The organism is Falsiroseomonas sp. (assembly GCF_051859025.1).
In the GTDB taxonomy this organism is placed as follows: Bacteria; Pseudomonadota; Alphaproteobacteria; order Acetobacterales; family Acetobacteraceae; genus Falsiroseomonas.
In genome coordinates, this window is record NZ_JBHYGL010000016.1 from 1 (window position 1) to 19555 (window position 19555).

General features: G+C 71.9%; 20 protein-coding genes. 15 read left to right on the top strand and 5 right to left on the bottom strand.

Annotated features, from left to right (window positions below):
- Nucleotides 1-304: hypothetical protein (locus tag ACTIE5_RS15980; protein ID WP_439550694.1), on the bottom strand; the 304-nt coding region annotated here is incomplete at its 3' end.
- Between ACTIE5_RS15980 and ACTIE5_RS15985 the strand changes: the two genes are divergently transcribed.
- The 14 genes from ACTIE5_RS15985 to ACTIE5_RS16050 all read left to right on the top strand — a co-directional run bounded on the left by ACTIE5_RS15985 (nt 294) and on the right by ACTIE5_RS16050 (nt 15571).
- Entirely contained in the window at nt 294-725 is a 432-nt protein-coding gene (locus tag ACTIE5_RS15985) for a hypothetical protein (RefSeq protein WP_439550695.1), read from the top strand. The genes ACTIE5_RS15980 and ACTIE5_RS15985 overlap by 11 nt on opposite strands.
- Nucleotides 722-2086: a Tol-Pal system beta propeller repeat protein TolB gene (tolB, locus tag ACTIE5_RS15990; protein WP_439550696.1), complete on the top strand. Its 1365-nt coding sequence runs from the start codon at nt 722-724 to the stop codon at nt 2084-2086. Before ACTIE5_RS15985 ends, tolB begins: the two co-directional genes overlap by 4 nt.
- Before the next feature lie 206 nt (nt 2087-2292).
- The gene (gene pal, locus ACTIE5_RS15995; RefSeq protein WP_439550697.1) at nt 2293-2769 is read left to right on the top strand and encodes a peptidoglycan-associated lipoprotein Pal; all 477 of its coding nucleotides are present in this window, start codon (nt 2293-2295) and stop codon (nt 2767-2769) included.
- Between the two features lie 91 nt (nt 2770-2860).
- Nucleotides 2861-3805, top strand: a complete 945-nt coding sequence (locus tag ACTIE5_RS16000; RefSeq protein ID WP_439550698.1) for a tetratricopeptide repeat protein — start codon at nt 2861-2863, stop codon at nt 3803-3805.
- Nucleotides 3806-3838: 33 nt separating this feature from the next.
- On the top strand, nt 3839-5062 hold the full coding sequence (gene tilS / locus ACTIE5_RS16005; RefSeq protein ID WP_439550699.1) for a tRNA lysidine(34) synthetase TilS: 1224 nt from the start codon (nt 3839-3841) through the stop codon (nt 5060-5062).
- A 116-nt stretch (nt 5063-5178) separates the two neighbouring features.
- The gene (ftsH, locus tag ACTIE5_RS16010; protein WP_439550700.1) at nt 5179-7104 is read left to right on the top strand and encodes an ATP-dependent zinc metalloprotease FtsH; all 1926 of its coding nucleotides are present in this window, start codon (nt 5179-5181) and stop codon (nt 7102-7104) included.
- A 140-nt stretch (nt 7105-7244) separates the two neighbouring features.
- On the top strand, nt 7245-8309 hold the full coding sequence (folP, locus tag ACTIE5_RS16015; RefSeq protein WP_439550701.1) for a dihydropteroate synthase: 1065 nt from the start codon (nt 7245-7247) through the stop codon (nt 8307-8309).
- A 98-nt stretch (nt 8310-8407) separates the two neighbouring features.
- On the top strand, nt 8408-9457 hold the full coding sequence (xylF, locus tag ACTIE5_RS16020) for a D-xylose ABC transporter substrate-binding protein (protein WP_439550702.1): 1050 nt from the start codon (nt 8408-8410) through the stop codon (nt 9455-9457).
- Between the two features lie 10 nt (nt 9458-9467).
- Entirely contained in the window at nt 9468-10709 is a 1242-nt protein-coding gene (locus ACTIE5_RS16025; RefSeq protein ID WP_439550703.1) for a sugar ABC transporter permease, read from the top strand.
- Complete coding sequence (locus ACTIE5_RS16030) at nt 10706-11479, top strand: ATP-binding cassette domain-containing protein (protein ID WP_439550704.1); 774 nt, start codon at nt 10706-10708, stop codon at nt 11477-11479. The genes ACTIE5_RS16025 and ACTIE5_RS16030 overlap by 4 nt, the downstream gene beginning before the upstream one ends.
- Before the next feature lie 42 nt (nt 11480-11521).
- Nucleotides 11522-12913, top strand: coding sequence for a phosphoglucosamine mutase (gene glmM / locus ACTIE5_RS16035; RefSeq protein ID WP_439550705.1), 1392 nt, complete (start codon nt 11522-11524; stop codon nt 12911-12913).
- Nucleotides 12910-13734 (top strand): bifunctional hydroxymethylpyrimidine kinase/phosphomethylpyrimidine kinase, encoded by an 825-nt coding sequence (gene thiD, locus ACTIE5_RS16040; RefSeq protein WP_439550706.1) that lies wholly within the window; start codon nt 12910-12912, stop codon nt 13732-13734. Before glmM ends, thiD begins: the two co-directional genes overlap by 4 nt.
- Nucleotides 13731-14615 carry a PhzF family phenazine biosynthesis protein gene (locus ACTIE5_RS16045; RefSeq protein ID WP_439550707.1) on the top strand — a complete coding sequence of 295 codons (885 nt, stop codon included), beginning with the start codon at nt 13731-13733 and terminating at the stop codon, nt 14613-14615. The genes thiD and ACTIE5_RS16045 overlap by 4 nt, the downstream gene beginning before the upstream one ends.
- Complete coding sequence (locus ACTIE5_RS16050) at nt 14612-15571, top strand: hypothetical protein (protein ID WP_439550708.1); 960 nt, start codon at nt 14612-14614, stop codon at nt 15569-15571. The genes ACTIE5_RS16045 and ACTIE5_RS16050 overlap by 4 nt, the downstream gene beginning before the upstream one ends.
- A gap of 3 nt (nt 15572-15574) precedes the next feature.
- On the opposite strand, the gene ACTIE5_RS16055 is transcribed toward ACTIE5_RS16050, so the two are convergent.
- The 3 genes from ACTIE5_RS16055 to ACTIE5_RS16065 all read right to left on the bottom strand — a co-directional run bounded on the left by ACTIE5_RS16055 (nt 15575) and on the right by ACTIE5_RS16065 (nt 17969).
- A complete protein-coding gene (locus ACTIE5_RS16055; RefSeq protein WP_439550709.1) occupies nt 15575-15841 on the bottom strand; it encodes a MoaD/ThiS family protein in 267 nt (88 codons plus the stop codon).
- Nucleotides 15838-16917 carry a WD40/YVTN/BNR-like repeat-containing protein gene (locus ACTIE5_RS16060; RefSeq protein ID WP_439550710.1) on the bottom strand — a complete coding sequence of 360 codons (1080 nt, stop codon included), beginning with the start codon at nt 16915-16917 and terminating at the stop codon, nt 15838-15840. Before ACTIE5_RS16060 ends, ACTIE5_RS16055 begins: the two co-directional genes overlap by 4 nt.
- Nucleotides 16918-16994: 77 nt before the next feature.
- The gene (locus ACTIE5_RS16065) at nt 16995-17969 is read right to left on the bottom strand and encodes a tripartite tricarboxylate transporter substrate binding protein (protein ID WP_439550711.1); all 975 of its coding nucleotides are present in this window, start codon (nt 17967-17969) and stop codon (nt 16995-16997) included.
- A gap of 163 nt (nt 17970-18132) precedes the next feature.
- Here ACTIE5_RS16065 and ACTIE5_RS16070 point away from each other — a divergent pair, with 163 nt between their 5' ends.
- Nucleotides 18133-18612, top strand: a complete 480-nt coding sequence (locus ACTIE5_RS16070; protein ID WP_439550712.1) for a hypothetical protein — start codon at nt 18133-18135, stop codon at nt 18610-18612.
- Here ACTIE5_RS16070 and denD read toward each other — a convergent pair.
- A complete protein-coding gene (gene denD / locus ACTIE5_RS16075) occupies nt 18532-19518 on the bottom strand; it encodes a D-erythronate dehydrogenase (RefSeq protein ID WP_439550713.1) in 987 nt (328 codons plus the stop codon). The two genes, ACTIE5_RS16070 and denD, sit on opposite strands and share 81 nt — an antisense overlap.
- Between the last annotated feature and the right edge of the window lie 37 nt (nt 19519-19555).

Sequence of the window (19555 nt, forward strand, 5' to 3'; positions counted from 1 at the left end):
CGCCGGAGGCCAGGCCGCCGGAGCCGCGCCCCGTGACGCCGCCGCCCCCGCCGGCGCCGAGCGCGGTGACGCCCACGCCACCTCCACCCCCGCCGCCGCCGACGCCGCGCCCGCCGCAGCCCACACCGGCGCAGCCCACGCCACCGACGCCGGCCGCGCCCACGCGGCCGCCGGAGAATGCGCTGCCGCTGCCGCCGCCACCCCCGCCGCCGGCCCCGCCGCAGCCGCAATCCACGCCGACCGGCACCGGGCAGACGCCGCCCGTGGCCAGGCCGGAGGAGCGTTCGACCAGCGTGCAGAACACGCTGGAGAGGCTGCGCCAGCAGCAGGCCGCGCAGCAGCCGCCGACGGCGCGACCGAACCCGGCCGCCGGGCGCCCCGCGCCCTCCGGCGGCACACCGCAGGGGCAGGACCCGCTTTCCGCCGGCGATCGCCGCGCGGTCGGCGAACGCGTCGCCGAATGCTGGCGGGTGGACCAGGGGATGCTCGGGCTCAGTGATTTGACCGTGAGCCTGCGCGCCATCGTCGACCAGGCCGGCGTTATCCGGGAAGTGAGGCCGGGGCCGGAGGGTGTGCCCCGTGATCCGCGCGCCAGGACGTTGTATGAGCAGGCCCGCCGGGCGCTGCTCGACCCGGCCTGCAGCCCGCTGCCGGTGCCGCGTGCCCGGTTGCAGGCGGTGAATGAGTTCCAGTTCAACTTCTCGCCGAGGGGTTTCATCCGATGACGTTGCCGGGCTTCGGGCTCTCGCGCCGCCATGTCTTCGCCGGTATCGGCGGTTCGGTCATCGCGAGCCTGCTGCCGGATGGCGCGGCGGCGCAGGGGCAGCCGACCACCGTCATCGACGTGACGCGGGCGCGGACGGACCCGGTGCCGATCGCGGTGCCGGACATTGCGGGCGCTGGGCCGGATGCGCAGCGCATGGGCCGCCAGATCGCGCAGGTGATCCAGGCCAACCTGCGCAATTCGGGCCTGTTCCGCCCGGTGGAGCGCCAGGCCTTCATCCAGACGCCGGAAGCCGCCGCCGACCGGCCGCGCTTCCAGGATTGGCGCGTGATCGGCGCGCAGGCGCTGACCACGGGGCGGGTGGAAGCCAGCGGCGACCGGCTGCGGGTGGAATTCCGCCTGTGGGACGTGCTGCCTGAACAGTACCTGCAGGGCACCGCCTTCACGGCGCCGACCGCGCAGTGGCGGCGGATCGCGCACCTCATCAGCGACGTGATCTATGAGCGTCTGCTGGGCGAGAAGGGCTATTTCGATACGCAGATCGTCTACATCGCGGAAAGCGGGCCGCGCGACCGGCGCACGCGCCGCATGGCGATGATGGACCAGGACGGGGAGAACCATCGCTTCCTGACCGATGGCAGCTTCCAGGCGCTGACGCCGCGCTTCCACCCGAATGCGCGCCAGGTCGCCTTCATGTCCTATTTCCGCAACGAGCCGCGCGTCTACCTGTTCAACCTGGATACCGGGCAGCAGCAGGTGCTGGGCAGCTTCGGCGGCATGACCTTCAGCCCGCGCTTCCACCCGGATGGGCGGAGCGTCGTGCTCTCCGCCAGCCGGGGCGGCGATGCCAACATCTTCAGCGTCGATATCGGCAGCCGCCGCGAAAGGCAGCTGACCAGCGGCGGGTCGCTGGATGTCTCGCCCTGCTATTCGCCGGACGGGACGCAGATCGTGTTCAATTCGGATCGCGGCGGGGACCAGCAGCTTTACGTCATGTCCGCCGATGGCGGGGGGGCGCGGCGCATCTCCTTCGGCAATGGGCGCTATGCGACGCCGGTCTGGTCGCCGCGCGGGGATCTGATCGCCTTCACCCGCATCTCCGCCGGGCAGTTCGGCATCGGCGTGATGCGGCCCGACGGGTCCGGGGAACGGATTCTCAGCGAGGGCTGGGCGATGGAAGGCCCGACCTTCGCGCCGAATGGCCGCGTGCTGGCCTTCTACCGGGAAACGCCGGCGCGCGATTCGCGGGGCGGCGGCTATTCCTCCACCCTGTCGCAGATCGACATCGCGGGCTTCAACGAGCGGCGGATGGTGACGCCGACCGATGCGTCCGACCCCGCCTGGAGCCCGCTGCTGAGCTGAGGCGGCCGCGCATCCGGCGCGCCGCGTCGGATGCATTTCGATACCCAGGAAAGCGGCGCCGTGATGTTGCGGCGTTAACATGGTTCCGTGCACAGAACTCCAAGCACGTTGCCATGATGCCGCCGCACGGATTCTTGACCTTGCGGGCGCGTGCCGTTAACGCCCGCGGCACAAGACAGCCCAACCCTGAAAGGATTTTCAGAGCCATGAACATCAAGGTCATCGGCGCGCTCGCAGCGCTCACCCTGCTCGGCGCCTGCGGCTCCGGCTCCGACACGGCCGGCGCGGCCGGCGGTGGCGCCGCCACGACGGCGAGCGGCCCGCGCCCGGGCAGCCAGGAAGACCTGGTCGCCAATGTCGGCGACCGCGTCCTCTTCGACACCGACCGCAGCAGCATCCGTGCCGACCAGCGCTCGGTCCTGGAGCGCCAGGCCGGCTGGCTCGGCCGCTTCCCGCAGGTGCAGGTCGCCGTGGAAGGCCACGCCGACGAACGCGGCACGCGCGAATACAACCTGGCGCTCGGCCAGCGCCGCGCCAATGCGGCGCGCGATGTGCTGGTGGCCGGTGGCGTCGCCTCCGCCCGCATCTCCACGATCAGCTACGGCAAGGACCGTCCGGCCTCGCTCGGCTCCGACGAGACCGCCTGGTCGCAGAACCGCCGCGCGGTCACGGTCGTTCGCTGACCGGGCCGCAGCGGGGATGGGGGCGGATGGTCCGCCCCCATCCCCGCGGCTTCCGGCCAGCGGCTTCCGGAACGTGACAAAGGAAAGCGCCATGCGCCTCTCTCGCCCCCTGATGCTTGCCGCGGCCCTGATGGCCGCGCCGATGGTCCTGGCGCCGCCCGCGCGCGCGCAGGTCGAGACGCGGGAGGGAATCGCGCTGCAGAACCAGATCCTGCAGTTGCGGCAGGAGATGGAGGCGCTGCGGCGCGGGGGCGCCGGTGCCCAGCCTGCGCCGTCCGGTGGCAGTTCCGTGCTGGGCTTCGGTGGCGCCGCGCCCCGCCCCGCCCAGCAGCAGCAGGCGCCGCAGGGCGAACTCGTCGGCCAGTTGCTCGATCGCGTCTCACGGATGGAGGAGGAGCTGCGCAGCGTGCGCGGCCGCGCGGAGCAGGCCGAATTCCGTGAGCGCGAGCTGCGCGAGCGGGTGGAGAAGCTGACCGGCGACGTGGATTTCCGCTTCCAGCAGATGGAAGCAGCGCGGCCCGGCGGGGCCGCATCCACGGGGGCACCCGCGGCAGCCCCCGCGGCAGTCCCCGGGGCGACACCCGCCCGGCCGGCCGCGACCCCGCCGGCCCAGGCCGGCGCTTCGCCCCAGGCGCAGCCGGCCGCCCTGGCCCGGCCGCCGCAGCGCGCGCTGCAGGAAGGCCAGGCGGCGCTGGCGCGGCGGGACTTCGCGGGCGCGGAGGCCGCGGCGCGGGAGGTGATCGCGGCGCGTGATTCGGCGCGGGCCACGGATGCGCAGCTGCTGCTCGGCGATGCGCTGTCCGGCAAGCGGGACTTCGCCGCCGCCGCCATCGCCTATGACGACGCCTTCCGCCGCAACCAGCAGGGATCCCGCGCGCCGGAAGCGATGCTCGGCGTGGCCAACGCGCTGATCGGGCTGAACAACAACCGCGACGCCTGCGGCCAGCTGGGCGATTTGCGGAGCCGCTACCCGAACCTGTCGGGCGCCCTCGCGGAACGCGTGGCGGATGCGCGGCGGCGGGCGCAATGCCGCTGACCGCGGCGCGTTAACAAAGCTCTCGAAAAGGTGATGGATGGCCCGGGGGCCATCGGGGCGTCGGAATTCGACGCGCTGATGGAACCCCTCGGGCCCTTCGGCCTCGCGCCGGTCGTGGTCGCGGGTGTCTCCGGCGGGCCGCACAGCCTGGCGCTGGCGCTGCTGCTGGCGCGCTGGGCGCGGGGTCGGGGCGGGCGCGCCGTGGCGGGCATCGTGGATCACGGGCTGCGGGCGGACAGCGCGGCGGAAGCGGCGCGGGTTTCGGCCTGGATGACGGCGCGGGGCATCGAGTCGCGGGTCGAGGCGCTGGGCCTGGATGGCGGGACGGGTGTCCAGGCGCGGGCGCGGGCGGGGCGGATCGCGGCGCTGCTCCGGGTCTGTGCCGCGGTGGGCGCGCCCTGGCTGGCGCTGGGACAGCATCGCGGCGACCAGGCGGAGACCCTGCTGCTGCGGGGCTTCGCGGGCAGCGGGCCCGCGGGGCTGGCCGGCATGGCAGCGGCACGCAGCGCCGGGGGCGCGCTGGTGATCCGGCCGCTGCTGGGCGTGGCGCCGGTACGGCTGGAGGCGGTGGTGGCGGCGGCGGGCCTGGCGCCGATCCGCGATCCTTCCAATGAAAACCGCGGCTTCACCCGTGTGCGGCTGCGCTCGGCCCTGGCCGATCCGGGCGGGGAGGGGCCGGCCATCGCGGCGCTGGCGGAGGCCGCTTCGGCCTTCGCGCGGCGGCGGGGGGTGGCGGAGGGCGAGGTGGCGGCGCGAATCGGCGCGGCGGCGCGCCTCCATCCCGAGGGGTTCGCGCGGCTGGACCTGGCCCTGCTGGGGCGGGATGGCGTGGCGGCCGCGGCCCTGGCGGTGCTGGTGCGCGCGGTTTCGGGGGGCGACTACGCCCCGGCCGAGGCGGCGGCGGCGGCGCTGCTGGCCCGCGGCGCCGGGACGTTGGGCGGGGTGCGGCTCATGCAGGGCGGGTTGCTGCTGCGGGAGGAGGCGGCCATGGCCCCGGCGGTGCCGGCGGTGCCGGGCGCGCGCTGGGATGGGCGCTTCGTGCTGGAGGGGGTGCCGCCGGAGGGATGCGTGATCGGGCCGCTGGGCGCGGCGCGGCTGCCGCGGCCGGCCTGGCTGCCGGAAGCGGTGGTGCGAACGATGGCGGGTCTGCATCGCGACACCGTGCTGGTCGCGACGCCCGGGCTGTCCTATCCTCCACCCGGAGCCCACCCCGCATGCCGCCTGCGCTTCGCGCCGGCGGGCGGGGCATGTGCCTGAGCATTGCGGTCCTGGGATGGAAGAGGGCGGCAGCGTTCCTATCTGTGCAGTGGAGCGGCCCGCCCCTCGCGTCGGTGCGAGACGGCCAGCCTGGGAAGCCCCAAAGGGATGCCAACGTGAACAATTTCGGCCGGAACCTGGCGCTGTGGGTGATTGTGGCGCTGCTGCTTGTGGCGCTGTTCAACCTGTTCCAGCCTTCGGGCGGCAGCAGCCGCGCGGCGACGCAGGTGGCCTATTCCGATTTCCTGAACGAGGTCAGCGCCGGCCATGTCCGGGACGTGACCATCACGGGCCGGACCGTGACCGGCCAGCTTAATGACGGGCGCAGCTTCCAGACCTACACGCCGGAAGACCCGCAGCTGGTCACGCGGCTGACGGAAAAGGGCGTGCGCGTCGTCGCGCGGCCGGAGGAAAGCGACGTCAATCCGCTGTTCCACTACCTGCTCAGCTGGTTCCCGATGCTGCTGCTGATCGGCGTCTGGGTGTTCTTCATGCGCCAGATGCAGGGCGGCGGCGGCCGGGCCATGGGCTTCGGCAAGTCCAAGGCCAAGCTGCTGACGGAAAAGCAGGGCCGCGTGACCTTCGACGACGTCGCGGGGATCGAGGAAGCGAAGAGCGAGCTGGAGGAGATCGTGGAATTCCTGCGGGACCCGCAGAAGTTCCAGCGCCTCGGCGGCAAGATCCCGAAGGGCGTGCTGCTGGTCGGCCCCCCCGGCACCGGCAAGACGCTGCTGGCGCGGTCCATCGCCGGCGAGGCGAATGTCCCCTTCTTCACCATCTCCGGCTCCGACTTCGTCGAGATGTTCGTGGGCGTCGGCGCCAGCCGCGTGCGCGACATGTTCGAACAGGGCAAGAAGAACGCCCCCTGCATCATCTTCATCGACGAGATCGACGCGGTGGGTCGCCACCGCGGTGCGGGCCTCGGCGGTGGCAATGACGAGCGCGAGCAGACGCTGAACCAGATGCTGGTGGAGATGGACGGCTTCGAGTCGAACGAAGGCGTCATCATCATCGCGGCCACCAACCGGCCGGACGTGCTGGACCCTGCGCTGCTGCGTCCGGGCCGGTTCGACCGCCAGGTGGTGGTGCCGAACCCCGACGTGAACGGGCGGGAGAAGATCCTGCGGGTTCACATGCGGAAGGTCCCGCTTGCCTCCGATGTGGACCCCAAGACCATCGCGCGCGGCACGCCGGGCTTCTCCGGCGCCGACCTGGCCAATCTGGTGAACGAGGCGGCGCTGCTGGCGGCGCGGACCGGGCGCCGGACCGTGGGCATGGCGGAGTTCGAGGCGGCCAAGGACAAGGTGATGATGGGGGCGGAGCGCCGCAGCCTCGTCATGTCCGAGGATGAGAAGCGCATGACGGCCTATCACGAGGCCGGCCACGCGCTGGTGGCGATGTACGAGCCGGAATGCGACCCGGTGCACAAGGCCACCATCATCCCGCGCGGCCGTGCCCTCGGCCTGGTGATGTCCCTGCCGGCGGGCGACCGCTATTCCAAGCACAAATCCAAGCTGAAGGCGGAACTCGCCATGGCGATGGGCGGGCGCGTGGCGGAGGAACTGATCTTCGGCTCCGACAAGGTGTCCAACGGTGCCTCCGGCGACATCAAGATGGCGACGGACCAGGCGCGGCGGATGGTCACGGAATGGGGCATGTCCGACAATCTCGGCATGATCGCCTACGGGTCGAACGACCAGGAAGTGTTCCTGGGCCATTCGGTGACGCAGTCGAAGAACCTGTCCGAGGAGACGGCGCGGAAGATCGATGCCGAGATCCGGTCGATCATCGACTCCGCCTATGCCCGTGCGACGAAGGTGCTGAGCGAGAACATCGACGAGCTGCACCTGCTGGCGAAGGGCCTGCTGGAGCACGAGACGATTTCCGGCGACGAGATCAAGCTGATCATCAAGGGCGAGCCGATCGTGCGGTCGCGCCCGGATGAGCCGGTGAACCAGGGCCGTGGCAGCGTGCCGTCCAGCGGCCGTCCCAACCCGCGCCCGAGCACGGGTGGCGGCTTCGCCCCGGCGCCCGGGACCTGAAGCCGGGAAGCTGACGCCGGGCGACAAGCCCTGAACGGAAAGGCCCGCGCCGCAAGGTGCGGGCCTTTTCGATTCCGGGTTTCCGATTGCCGGGTGGCGCGTCATCGTTGGGCACAGGGCGGATACCGGGGCGGCGAGTCGTGACAGAACACTGGGTGGAGCCACTGGGCCTGCTGCAGGGCCGCGCCGCCGCCATCGCGGTGGCCGCCGATCTGGCGCTGCCGCTGGCGGGCGGGCCGGGCGCCTTCACCATGGTGCGGTTGCTGGGTGATGGGGCGCCGGAAGGGGCCCTGGCGCTGGCCGATGTGCCGGATGGCTGGCAGGACCGGGTGCTGGCGCTGACGCGCGCCCCCTCCGCCTTTGCCGGGCTCGAACTGCCGCATGAGGGCGGGCGGCCGCTGGTGATGGGCATCCTCAACATCACGCCGGACAGCTTCTCCGATGGCGGGCATTTCGCGGACCACGCCAATGCCATCGATGCCGGGCACATGCTGCTGGAAGCGGGGGCGGACCTGCTGGACATCGGCGGCGAGAGCACCAGGCCGGGCGCCCAGCCCGTGGCGCCGGAGGAGGAATGCCGGCGCATCCTGCCGGTGATCCGCGAACTGGCGAAGGCCGCCACCATCAGCGTCGATACGCGCAACGCCGCGACCATGCTGGCGGCGCTGGAGGCGGGGGCGGAGATCGTCAATGACGTGACGGCGCTGCGCCACGACCCCGCGGCCGCGCGGGTGCTGGCGCGCAGTGAGGCCAGCGTGATCCTGATGCACATGCTGGGCGACGACCCGCGCACCATGCAGCAGGACCCCCGCTACGGCGACGTGGCGCTGGAGGTCGCGCAGTTCCTGGCCGACCGCGTCGCGGCGGTGGAGCGGATGGGCATCCCGCGCGGGCGCATCGCGATCGATCCCGGCATCGGCTTCGGCAAGCGGCTGCCGCACAATCTGGCGCTGATGGAGCGCCTGCCGCTGCTGGCGGGGCTTGGCCTGCCCATCGTCTTCGGCGCCAGCCGCAAGCGCTTCATCGGGGAATTGTCGGGGGTCGAGACTCCGGTGGACCGCGTGGCGGGGTCCGTGGCGGCGGCGCTGCATGCTGCGTCGCATGGGGCGGCGATCATCCGGGTGCATGATGTCTCGGAAACCGTGCAGGCCCTCGCGGTCTGGAACGCGGTTTCGGCGGGTGGTGTCGAGGAAGTAGACGGCTAGGCCGGTGAATACACGTCGTACTTGACGCGGGGCGCGGCGGCGCATGAGCCTACCTTTCAGCAAGGTCGTGCATACGATCGGTTGAAGGGGAGGCGACGATGATGAATCGATTCACGCGGCGTGGGCTGTTGGGCAGTGCGCTCGCGCTGCCGGCGCTGGGCGCTGTTGCGCAGGGCAGGGGGCCGGTGGTCGGCGTCTCCTGGTCCAACTTCCAGGAGGAACGCTGGAAGACGGATGAGGCCGCGATCCAGGCGGCGATCCGCGCGGCGGGGGGCAGCTACCTCTCGGCCGATGCGCAGTCCAACCCGGGCAAGCAGTTGACGGATATCGAAAGCCTGCTGGCGCGTGGCGCCAAGGCGCTGATCGTGCTGGCGCAGGATGCGGCCGCGGTGCGGCCCGGCGTGCAGAAGGCGATCAACGAAGGCGTGCCCGTGGTGGGCTATGACCGCCTGATCGAGATGCCGGAGGTGTTCTACCTGACCTTCGACAATGTCGAGGTCGGCCGCATGATGGCGCGCAGCGTCCTGGCCCAGAAGCCTGCCGGCAACTACGCCTTCATCAAGGGCAGTTCGTCGGACCCCAATGCGGATTTCCTGTTCCGTGGATCGATGGAGATCCTGAAGCCGCATATCGATGCCGGCCGCATCCGCAATGTGGGGGAGGCCTATACCGATGGCTGGCTGCCCGCGAATGCGCAGCGGAACATGGAGCAGATGCTGACCCGCAACAACAACCGCATCGATGCGGTGGTGGCGGCGAATGACGGCACGGCGGGCGGCGCCATCGCGGCGCTGGCGGCGCAGGGGCTGGCAGGCAGTGTGCCGGTCTCTGGCCAGGATGCGGATCGCGCCGCGCTGAACCGGATCGCGCAGGGCACGCAGACCGTGACCATCTGGAAGGATGCGCGGGAACTCGGCAAGACCGCCGCGGAGATCGCGCTGCGGCTCGCGGGCGGGGCACGGCTGGCGGAGGTGCCGGGTGCGACCCAGTGGAATGAGGGCCCGCAGCGCGCGCGCATGACGGCGCGCTTCCTGGCGCCGGTGCCGGTGACGCGGGAGAATCTCGGCCTGGTGATCGAGGCGGGTTGGGCGCCGAGGGCCGCGGTGTGCCAGGGGGTTCCGGCGGGCCGGGTGCAGGCGTGCAACTGAGCCCTGCCGCATGAGGCAGTTGGAGGTCGATCCGCGCCTGGTCGGCATGCTGGCCGCGCTGGCGGTGATCTGGGTGGGGTTCGACGTGCTGTCGGGCGGGGCGTTCCTCACGCCCCGCAATTTGTGGAACCTCTCGGTGCAGACGGCCTCCGTCGCTGTCATGGCCTGCGGGATGGTGCTGGTCATCGTCACGCGGAACATCGACCTCAGCGTCGGCGCGGTGCTGGGCTTCGTCGGCATGGTGGTCGGGGTGGTGCAGGCGCGCTGGCTGCCGGAGGTGCTGGGCCTCGAACATCCGGCGACGGCCTTCATCGCGGTGGCGGTGGGGGTGGCGCTGGGGGGCGTGATCGGGCTGATGCAGGGAAGCCTCATCGCCTATCTCGGCATCCCGTCCTTCATCGTGACGCTGGGCGGGTTGCTGGTGTGGCGGGGTGCTGCCTGGTGGGTGACGCAGGGGCAGACCGTCGCGCCGATGGATGGCCAGTTCCGGATGCTGGGCGGGGGGATCGAGGGCGCGATCGGCGCCACGGCCTCCTGGGTACTGGCGGCGCTGGCCTGCGCGGCGATCGTGGCCGGGATGGTCATGCTGCGGCGCCGGCGCCTCGCCTTCGGGTTTCCGGTGCGGCCGGGCTGGGCGGAGGGGGTGCTGATGGGCCTCGCCTGCCTGGCAGTGGTGGGCGCGGTGGCGGTGGCGAACAGCTATCCCATCCCGGTCGGCGTGGCGCGGCGGATGGCGGAGGCGCAGGGCATCGCCTGGCCGCCGGGCGGGCTGTTCATCCCGCATGGGCTGGCCATTCCGGTGATCGTGGCGCTGCTGGTCGGTGTCGCGATGACGGTGCTGGCGACGCGGACGCGCTTCGGCCGCTACGTCTTCGCGATCGGTGGCAACCCGGAGGCGGCGGAGCTTTCGGGCGTGAATACCCGGCGCAGCCTGATGATGGTCTTCGGACTGATGGGCGCGCTGGCCGGGCTTTCCGCCTGCATCGCGACCGCCCGGTTGAATGCCGCGACCAATGCCGCGGGGACGCTGGACGAGCTGTATGTGATCGCGGCCGCCGTCATTGGCGGAACCTCCTTGGCCGGCGGCATGGGCACGGTGGCGGGGGCCATGCTGGGGGCGCTGGTGATGCAGTCGCTCCAATCCGGCATGGTGCTGCTGGGCGTGGATACGCCGCTGCAGAACATCGTGGTGGGCCTGGTGCTGGTCTTCGCCGTCTGGCTCGACGGGGCGTGGAGGAAGCGCATCCGATGAGCACGCCCCTCGTGGAAATGCGGAACGTCTCCATCGCCTTCGGCGGCATCAAGGCGGTGGACGATGTCTCCGTCGATCTGATGCCGGGGGAGGTGGTGGCGCTGCTCGGCCATAATGGGGCGGGCAAGTCCACGCTCATCAAGGTGCTGTCGGGCGCCTATCGCGCCGATGCCGGGGAGATCCTGGTGGAAGGGCAGCCCGCCGAGATCGCGACGCCGCGCGATGCAAAGCGCTACGGGATCGAGACGATCTACCAGACGCTGGCGCTGGCCGATAATGTCGATGCGGCGGCCAACATCTTCCTCGGACGCGAATTGGTGACGCGCTGGGGGATGCTGGATGACGCGGCGATGGAATCGGCGACGCGCCAGGTGATGGCGCGGCTCAACCCGCATTTCCGGCGCTTCAAGGAACCGGTGCGGGCGCTGTCCGGCGGGCAGCGGCAATCCGTCGCCATCGCGCGGGCCATCCACTTCAACGCCCGCATCCTCATCATGGATGAACCCACCGCGGCGCTGGGGCCGGCGGAGACGGCGCAGGTGGGCGAGCTGGTGAAGCAGTTGAAGGCGCAGGGGATCGGCATCTTCCTGATCAGCCACGACATCCATGATGTCTTCGACCTGGCGGACCGGGTCAGCGTGATGAAGAACGGGCGGCTGGTCGGCACGGCGCGCACCCGTGACGTGACGAAGGATGAGGTGCTGGGGATGATCATCCTCGGCAAATGCCCGGAAGCGGCGGTGCGGGGGCCGGGGGCCATGGCGGAGTAGGTCCGCATTTCAAAGCGCCGGACGGGGCGCTAGAAGCGCGGCATGAGCACGCCCCCTCGCAAGCTTTTCGGCACCGATGGCATTCGCGGCAAGGCCAACCAGCCGCCGATGGATGCCGGCACCGCGCTCCGGCTCGGCCAGGCGACGGGGCGGTTCTTCAACCGCGGCAGCCACCGGCACCGCGTGGTGATCGGCAAGGATACGCGCCTGTCCGGCTACATGCTGGAACCCGCGCTGACCGCGGGCTTCGTCGGCGCGGGGATGGATGTGATGCTGGTGGGGCCGATCCCGACGCCCGCCATCGCCATGCTGACGCGGAGCCTCCGCTGCGACCTCGGCGTGATGATCTCGGCCAGCCACAACCTCTTCGAGGATAACGGCATCAAGCTGTTCGGGCCGGACGGCCTCAAGCTGTCCGATGCGCAGGAGGCGGAGATCGAGGCGCTGATGGATGCGCCCAACTTTCTCGAGTCCCTGGCGGCGCCGACGAAGCTGGGGCGGGCCAACAGGCTTGAGGACGCGCCGGGGCGCTACATCGAGAGTGCGAAGGCGAGCTTTCCGAAGGGGCGCAGCCTCGATGGGCTGCGCATCGCGATCGATTGCGCGCATGGCGCGGCGTACCGCGTGGCGCCGACGGTGCTGTGGGAATTGGGGGCGGAGGTCGTGCCGCTCGGTGTTTCTCCCGATGGCTTCAACATCAACCGGGATTGCGGGGCGACGGCGCCGGGCAAGTTGGCGGAGCTGGTGCGGGAGAGGCGCGCGGATCTCGGCATCGCGCTGGATGGGGATGCGGACCGGCTGGTGCTGGTCGATGAACAGGGCCGGGTGATCGATGGGGACCAGATCCTGGCCACCATCGCGGGGTCCTGGCACCGGCAGGGACGGCTGGTGGGCGGCGGCGTCGTCGCGACCGTCATGTCCAACCTCGGTCTGGAACGGCACCTGGAGGGGCTGGGCCTGGCCCTGCATCGCACCCAGGTCGGCGACCGCTATGTGGGGGAACGGATGCGGGAGGCTGGCTGCAATTTGGGCGGGGAGCAGTCCGGCCATGTGATCCTGTCCGATTTCGGCACCACGGGGGATGGGTTGGTGGCTGCGCTGCAGGTGCTGGCGCTGCTGGTGGAGGAAGGGCGGCCGGCCAGCGAGGTCTGCCGGCGGTTCGAGCCTCTGCCCCAGCGCCTGGTGAATATCCGCTTCACGGGGGCCTCCCCGCTCGGCGATGCGGAGGTGAAGCGGGGGATCGAGGCCGCCGGCGAGCGGCTCGGCAAGCGCGGGCGCGTGCTGGTGCGGGCGAGCGGGACGGAGCCGCTGATCCGCGTGATGGCGGAAGCGGAGGATGAGGGGGAGATGCGCGGCACCGTGGACGATCTGGCGGCGCTGATCCGCGCCCGGGCGGCGGCGGGCGCGCTGAAGAAGGTGGGGGCGGCGGAATGACCGCGCCCCGGGGCAGGGTGCTGGTTTGCGCGGGGTCCGATTCCGGCGGCGGCGCGGGCATCCAGGCGGATATCAAGGCGATCACGGCGCTTGGCGGGTTCGCCGCGACGGCGGTGACGGCGCTGACGGCGCAGAACACGCTGGGGGTGCAGGGGGTGGTCGGTGTGGCTGCCGATTTCATCCGCCTGCAGATCCGGATGGTGCTGGAGGATATCGGCGCCGACGCGATCAAGACCGGGATGCTGGCGGACAGCGCGACGATCGAGGCGGTGTGCGGCGCGCTGGAGGTCTACGGCCCGGGCATCCCGCTGGTGGCGGACCCCGTGATGGTGGCCAAGGGCGGGCACCCGCTGCTGGCGGCGGAGGCGGTGGCGACGCTGAAGGCGCGGCTGATGCCGATGGCCGCCATCATCACGCCGAACCTGCCGGAGGCCGAGGCGCTGACGGGACTGACCATCACGACCGTCGATGACATGAAGCGCGCGGCCGATGCGCTGCTGCAGCAGGGCGTGCGGGCGGTGCTGCTGAAGGGCGGGCACCTCGACGGCCCCGTGCTGACGGACCTGCTGGCGACGGCGGAGGGCATGGAGAGCTTCGAGAGCGCGCGGATCGACAGCCGCCATACCCATGGCACGGGCTGCACCCTGGCCTCGGCCCTGGCCTGCGGGCTGGCGCAGGGCATGGGGCTGCGGGCGGCGGTGGTGCGGGCGCGGGGCTATGTGCGGGCGGCGATGCTGGCGGCGCCAGGGCTCGGCCAGGGGCATGGGCCGCTCGGCCATGGCGTGACGATGGACCCGGCGCGGGTGGAGCAGCTTTCTTGAGAACCTACGACTACGTCACGGTCGATGTCTTCACCGACCGGCGCTTCGGCGGCAACCAGCTGGCGGTGTTCCCCGATGCCCGGGGGATGAACGACGCGGAGATGCAGGCGCTGGCGGCGGAGATGAACCTCTCCGAGACCACCTTCGTGCTGCCGCCTTCGGACCCCGCCAACACGGCGCGCGTGCGGATCTTCCACCGCACGGCGGAGATGCCCTTCGCGGGGCACCCGAATGTCGGCACGGGCTATGTGCTGGCGGAGCGTGCCGTGGAGGGGCTGCTGCGGTTCGAGGAGATCGCGGGGCTGGTCGAGGTGCGGCTGGACCGCGACGCGGCCGGCACCGTGACGGGCGCCACCATCGCGGCACCGCAGGCGCTGACGATCGGGCCGGCGATGAGCGTCGAGATCGCGGCCGCATGTGCCGGGATCGACCCCGCCGGGATCGTCACCACGCGGCACCATCCCACCATCGCCAGCGATGGCGGCAACCCTCGCCTGCTGGTGGAGGTGACGGAAGCCGCGATGGCCGCCGCATCACCGGATATCGCGGCGTTCCGCCGTGCGGTGGCGGAGACGCCGGCGCTGGGCGGCAAGCTGTCGCTGTATCTCTATCGGCCGGAGGGGACTGGGTTGCGGGCCCGCATGTTCTCGCCCCTTGCCGGGACCTGGGAGGATGCGGCGACCGGCAGCGCGGCAACGCCGCTGGCGGGTTTTCTCCTGCACCTGTCGGGCGCGCAGCAAGGCGCCTGGGACATAACCCAGGGGGTGGAGATGGGGCGGCCGAGCCTGCTGCGCACCACGGCGCGGCGGTCCCCGGATGGGATCCGGGCGACGGTTGGTGGCGGCTGCGTGCCGATGTTCAGGGGCAGCGTGACATTGTGAAGATCGACCAGGTGATGCGGACGGCGCCGACTCTGGCCTTCCTGCCGCTGCCGCTGCTGGCCATGCCGATGGGCCTGGGCGGGGTCGGCCTGGCCTGGCGGCAGGCCGCGCTGACGCTCGACATCACGGGGCTGGTGGGGGAGGCGCTGCTGGCGCTGACCGTGCTGGTCTGGGTCGGGATCGTCGGCGCGCAGGGGTGGCGCTGGTGGCGGCATCCCGATGCCTTCGCGCAGGAGGCCGCGAATCCGATACGGCTGGCCTTCCTGGCGGCGCCGACCATCGGGCTGATGATCACCGCCGCCGCGGCCTGGCCCTACGCCCCCCGGCTGGGCGCTGCCTTGTGGGCGCTGGCGGTGCCGCTGCACCTGTTGGTGGCGATGCTGCTGCTGCGCCGCGTGCTGCTGGGCCGCGCCGATGCGGCAATGCTGGCGCCGCCGTTGCTGATCCCCTTCGTCGGCAACATCCTGGCGCCGGCGCTGGGCGCGCGGATGGGCTTCATCGATGCGTCCTGGATGATGTTCGGCGTGGGGCTGCTGCTGTGGCTGATCATGATGCCGCTGCTGCTGCATCGCTTCTTCGCCGGGCCGAAACTGCCGGCGCCGCTGCTGCCCTCCGTCGCCATCTTCCTGGCGCCGCCGGCGGTGGGGGCGCTGGCGCTGGTGGCGCTGACGGGGCAGGCGGGGGGCGCGAGCCTGGCGCTGACGGGGCTCGCGGTGCTGATCGCGGCGGTGCTGGTTTCCATGGCGCGGCACTTCGCGGCGCTGCCCTTCAGCATTGTCTGGTGGAGCTTCACCTTCCCCGCCGCCGCCTTCGCCATCCTGGTGATGGTGGAGGATTTCCATCCGTTGCTGTGCTGGGTTGCGCTGGGCGTTGCCACGGGCATCACCGGCCATGTCGCCTGGCGCACGGCGATGGCGGCGAAGGGCGGGGTGTTCTTCCGCGCGGAAGGGCATTGAGCGTCAGCCGCCGCTGATCGCCGTCATCACCAGCATCTCGCTGCCCGGGGGCAGGGGCGTTGCCAGCCCCGCCTTTTCGCCGCCGACGAAAACATTGATGTGGCGGCGGATGGCGGGGGTGGTGTCGCAGATCCGGCCCTTCATGCCGGGGTGGCGCGCCTCCAGCGCCGCGATCGCCTCCGCCACCGTCTTGGCCTCAAGCTCGAACCGACGAGGCGCGCCGGGGAACAGGCGCGCCAGCGCCGCGGGGATGGTGACGGAGACCGTCACGGCAGCACCATCGTCTCCACGGAGGTGATGGTGGGCAAATGGCGGGCGATGCAGCGCCAGGTCTCGCCCTCATCCGCGCTGGCGTAGAGTTCGCCGCTGCCGGTGCCGAAATAGACGCCGGCGGGGTCCAGGCGGTCCACCGCCATGGCCTGGCGCAGCACGCCGAAGAAGGCGTTGCCCTGCGGCAGGCCGCTGCGCAGCGCCTGCCAGGTCTTGCCTCGGTCCCGGCTTCGCCAGACGGCGGCGGAGGCATCGGGCATGAAGCGGCCGGCGGTGTCGCCGTTCAGGGGCAGCAGGAAGACCGTATCCGGGTCGCGCGGATGGGCGGCGGCGGGGAAGCCGAAGGAGGAGGGGAGCCCGGCCTCGATGCTGGTCCAGTTCCGGCCGGCATCCGGGCTGCGATACATGCCGCAGTGGTTCTGCTGGTAGAGCAGGTCCGGCTGGCCGGCGGCCATGACCAGGCTGTGCACGCATTGCCCGACTTCGGGGTAGCGCTGGTCCTCCGGCGCGTAGTCGGCGCGGGTGCCGCGGTTGCGGGGTTCCCAGCTTTCGCCGCCATCGGCGGTGTGGAAGACGCCGGCGGCGGAGATCGCGATATGCAGGCTGGCGGGGTCCTGCGGGTGCGGGACGATGTGGTGCAGGATCAGCCCGCCGCCGCCGGGCTGCCAATGGGGGCGGGACGGGTGGGCCTTCAGGGCGGGCAGGGGCGTGAAGCTGCGGCCGCCATCGGTGCTGCGGAACAGGCCGGCGGGCTCCACGCCCGCGTGGAGGACGCCATGGGCCAGCGCCAGGCTCCACACAGCCTTCACCGGCGCCTCGCCCTCCGGGTTGGCGAGGCCCTGGCTGGAATGGGTCCAGGTCTCGCCGAGGTCGTCGGATTGCCAGACGGCAGGGCCGAACCATTCATTGCCGCCGCCGGCCAGGATGCGACCCGTGGCGGCGTCGCCGATCATGTGGTTGATCGGCCAGGCCTCGCAGAAGGGACCGCGCAGCGACCAGGCCTGCCGCCCCGCATCGCCCTTCAGGATGAAGGCGCCCTTGCGGGTGCCGAGGAGCAGGATGACGCGGCCGGCCATGGGATGGCTCCTATGATTAACCTTACGGTTAACCGTAGGGATGTTTCCGAGGCGGGGTCAAGCCCGTCAGGCGGGTGCTACCCCTCCCGCCAGGGGCGCCGCTGCCACAGGCCGCGGATCGCGGCGTAGTCCTCCGTCATCATGCGCTTGTAGTCCTCGCCGATCAGGGGGCGGAGTGGCATGCCGGTGCGTTCGGCATCGGCGATCATGGCGGGGTCGGCCAGCGCCTCCCGGAAGGCATTGCGCAGGCGCTCCACGATCTCGGCCGGCATGCCGGGCGGGCCCGCGATGCCGCGGGCGGAACCGCCGAGCACGTCGAAGCCCTGTTCGCGGAAGGTGGGGACCTGGCCGGTGGGTGCCCAGCGCGTCGGCCCGCCCTGGCCGAGGCAGCGCATCCGGCCCTCCCGCAGCATCTGGAGCCCCTCGCTCATGTTCAGGCTGCCGATGGGAAGCGATCCGCCGAGGACATCGCGCATCACGGGGGCGGTGCCGTTGTAGGGGACATGCAGCAGGCGGCAGCCCGCCGCTTCCTCGAAGCCGAGTTGCAGCAGGTGGTCGTCGCTGCCGATGCCGGCGGTGCCGACGCCGATGCCCTCCGGGTTGCGGCGGGCGGCGGCCTGGACGTCGGCCAGGGTCTGCCAGGGGCTGTCGGCGCGCACCCAGAAGCCGCCGGGGTCGTCCACGACATTGGCGATGTAGGTGAAATCCTCCGGCCGGTAGCGGGGGCGGCGTTCGACCGCGATGGCGTGCATCGCGGTGTTGGTGACGGCGCCGAGCGTGTAGCCGTCCGGGGCGGCGTTGAAATTGGCCTCGAACCCCAGCTGCCCCGCAGCACCGGCGCGGTTGACCACGGCGAAGCGGGCGCCGGGCAGGCGGGGCTGCACGAAGTGGATGATGGGGCGGACCATGTTGTCCACGCCGCCGCCGGGGGGGAAGGGGACGATGACCTCGATCGCCCTATCGGCCGGCCAGGCGGCCAGCGCGATGCGGGGGGCTGCGAGCAGCGCGGCGGTGCCGGCGGCGGCGGCCAGCAGGGCGCGGCGGGTTGTCATGGTGGATCCTCCCTGGATTGTTGGTGCCAGCATGGCGGGCCAGCGGGGGGCGCGGCAAGGGCGCGCCAGGCCAGAGGCATTGCCGATGGCGGCGAGAGGAACCGCGTCTTGGCCGGCCGGGGGCCCGCTGGGGCAGAAGCGGGGCGCCCACCGAGGTGACACCATGCCCCGCCACATGCCCCGCCACGCCGTCCCGATCGCCTGTCTGGCCCTGTTCGGCTTCCCCGCCTTGGCGCAGACGCCGCTGCCCTGCAGGGTCGGGCCCTTCGCGAAGGATGGGCATTTGGTGGCGGAAGCCATCGAGGCGGTGGCGGATGGCCAGGCGGGGCGGGTGGAATACCGGCTGCGGCTGCGCAACCCCTATCCCTGGCCGGCGGCGGTGCTGGCCGGCATCGCCGGGCCGGGCGTGGAGCAACCGCCGGCGGAGCCCGTGGTGATCCCGCCGCGGGAGGCTCGGCTGGTGCCGGCCGGCGCGGGGCGCGGGCCGGGCGCGGAGGATTGGCGCGCGGCGATCAGCATCCCCTTCTGCGTGGTGCCTGCCCCGGGCCGGGCGGCGCTGGTGTCAGGCCATCCCGCGGTCCCGCCGCGTGGCGTCGAGGTCATCCGCGATGAAGGCGCGCACCAGATCTTCCAGCGATTCTGACCGGACGAAGCCGAGGCCCGGGGCGCGGGTGGCGGCGAAGGCGGCGGGCCAGCCGGCAACGATCGCCTCCACCTCCGCATCCGGCACGCGCTTGGCGAGCGCCCGGGCCTCGGGGCCGGCGACGGCGGCGAGCGCGTCCAGCATCTGGCCGATGGTGGCGGAGATGCCGGGCGGGTTGATGCCGCGGTCGCGGCCGAGCGTGGCGCTGTCCATCCCGGCGGCGTGGGCCAGCCAATCCACCGCGCGGCGCGGGGAACAGACCCAGACGCGGAAATCCTCCGGCACCGGGAACTGGGCGGGCAGGCCGAGGAGCGGTTCGCGCACCACGGCGGAGACGAAGGAGCTGGCGGCGCGGTTCGGGCGGCCGGGGCGGACCATCACCGTCGGCAGGCGGATCGAGACCACGTCGAGAAAGCCGCGCCGCGTGGCATCCGCCAGCAGCAACTCCCCGATCGCCTTCTGGGCCCCGTAGCTGTTGGTGGGCAACTGCCGGCCCTCATCCGGCACCATCGCATCCTGGCCCCCGTCGAAGGAGGCGACGGAGGAGGTGAAGACCACGCGGGGGGGCTCGGGCAGGGCGCGGCAGGCATCAATCAGGGCCTGGGTGCCGGTGATGTTGACGCGGATGCCGAGGTCGTAATCGGCCTCCGCCGCCGCGCTGACGACGGCGGCCAGGTGGATGACGATGCTGGTGCCGGGGGGGATGGCGGCCTTCAGCGTGGCGGTGTCGGCCACGTCGCCCGCCAGGCAGCGGATGGGGAAGGGGGCGTCCAGCGGCGCGGGCTGGTTCAGGTCGAACAGCGTCAGGCCGGTGATGGGCCTGCCGCCGATGGCGCCATCGGCGGCGAAGCGCGCCGCCAGTTTCCGGCCGAGGAACCCCCCGCCGCCCAGGATCGTGACCTGCATGAACGCCCCCGCATCGAATCGGCCGCCACGTTGCCGC